We start from the raw sequence: 1494 nt of genomic DNA on the forward strand, positions 1-1494 counted from the left end.
CGACCGGCGGCTTCACCGACGTGCTGCTGCGCGCCGGAGCGGGCCACGTCGTCGCCGTCGACGTCGGCTACGGGCAGCTCGCCTGGTCGCTGCAGTCCGACGAACGCGTCACCGTCAAGGACCGCACCAACGTGCGGGAACTGACGCTGGAGCACATCGACGGGAAGGCGGTGGACCTGGTGGTCGGGGACCTGTCGTTCATCCCCCTCGGCCTGGTGCTGCCCGCCCTCGCCCGCTGCGCCGCGCCCGACGCGGACCTGGTCCTCATGGTGAAGCCGCAGTTCGAGGTGGGCAAGGAGCGCCTCGGCAGCGGCGGCGTGGTCCGCAGCCCCGAGCTGCGGGCCGAAGCCGTACGGGAGGTGGCGCGCCGGGCCGGTCTGCTGGGGCTCGGCGTCCGGGGGGTCACGGCGAGCCCGTTGCCCGGGCCTTCCGGCAATGTCGAGTACTTTCTGTGGCTGCGGGCCGGAGCACCTGAACTGGATCCCGCGGATGTCGATCGCGCAGTGGCGGAGGGGCCTCGTTGACGACGCATGCGGCACAACCCGGGAACGCGGAACGCACCGTCTTCCTGCTGGCGCACACCGGCCGCCCGGCGGCCATCCGCAGCGCCGAGCTGGTGGTCCAGGGCCTGCTGGCGAACGGGCTCGGCGTACGGGTGCTGGCCGCGGAGGCGGCCGACCTCCCGCTGCCCCCGTCCGTGCAGACGGTGACGGACGCCACCCCGGCGGTCCTGGACGGCTGCGAACTCCTGATCGTGCTCGGCGGTGACGGCACGCTGCTGCGGGGCGCCGAGATCTCCCGGGCGTCCGGCGTACCGATGCTCGGCGTCAACCTGGGCCGCGTGGGCTTCCTCGCCGAGGCCGAGCGCGACGACCTCGACCAGGTGGTCGACCGGGTCGTCACCCGGGCCTACCAGGTCGAGGAGCGGATGACGCTCGACGTCATCGTCCACAGCAACGGGGACGTCGTGCACACCGACTGGGCCCTCAACGAGGCCGCCGTGCAGAAGGTGTCGCCGGAGCGGATGCTGGAGGTCGTCCTGGAGATCGACGGCCGGCCGGTCACCGGGTTCGGCTGCGACGGCATCGTCTGCGCCACCCCGACGGGTTCGACCGCGTACGCCTTCTCGGCGGGCGGGCCCGTCGTCTGGCCCGAGGTCGAGGCCCTCCTCATGGTTCCCATCAGCGCCCACGCCCTGTTCGCCAAGCCCTTGGTGACCTCCCCCACGTCCGTCCTGGCCGTGGAGGTCCAGCCGCACACCCCGCACGGGGTGCTGTGGTGCGACGGCCGCCGGACCGTCGAGCTGCCGGCCGGGGCCAGGGTCGAGGTGCGGCGCGGCGCGGTGCCCGTGCGGCTGGCGCGGCTCCACCAGGCATCCTTCACCGACCGCCTGGTCGCCAAGTTCGCCCTGCCCGTCCAGGGCTGGCGGGGGGCTCCGCACTGACGCACGCGGGGGCACGGACGCCCCGGGCGGGGCTGCCGCGGCGGGCGGGG

Annotated in this window: 2 protein-coding genes; both read left to right on the forward strand. The window is 74.2% G+C overall.

Translation table 11 applies throughout. The features are described from left to right. A partial coding sequence (locus ABZ371_RS32560) for a TlyA family RNA methyltransferase (RefSeq protein ID WP_358686534.1) occupies nucleotides 1-524 on the forward strand: 524 nt, incomplete at its 5' end. Further along, nucleotides 521-1444 carry an NAD kinase gene (locus ABZ371_RS32565; protein ID WP_358686536.1) on the forward strand — a complete coding sequence of 308 codons (924 nt, stop codon included), beginning with the start codon at nucleotides 521-523 and terminating at the stop codon, nucleotides 1442-1444. The genes ABZ371_RS32560 and ABZ371_RS32565, both read left to right, overlap by 4 nt. The last annotated feature ends 50 nt before the right edge of the window (nucleotides 1445-1494 follow it).

It is taken from the genome of Streptomyces sp. NPDC005899 (assembly GCF_040629645.1).
Lineage (GTDB): Bacteria > Actinomycetota > Actinomycetes > Streptomycetales > Streptomycetaceae > Streptomyces.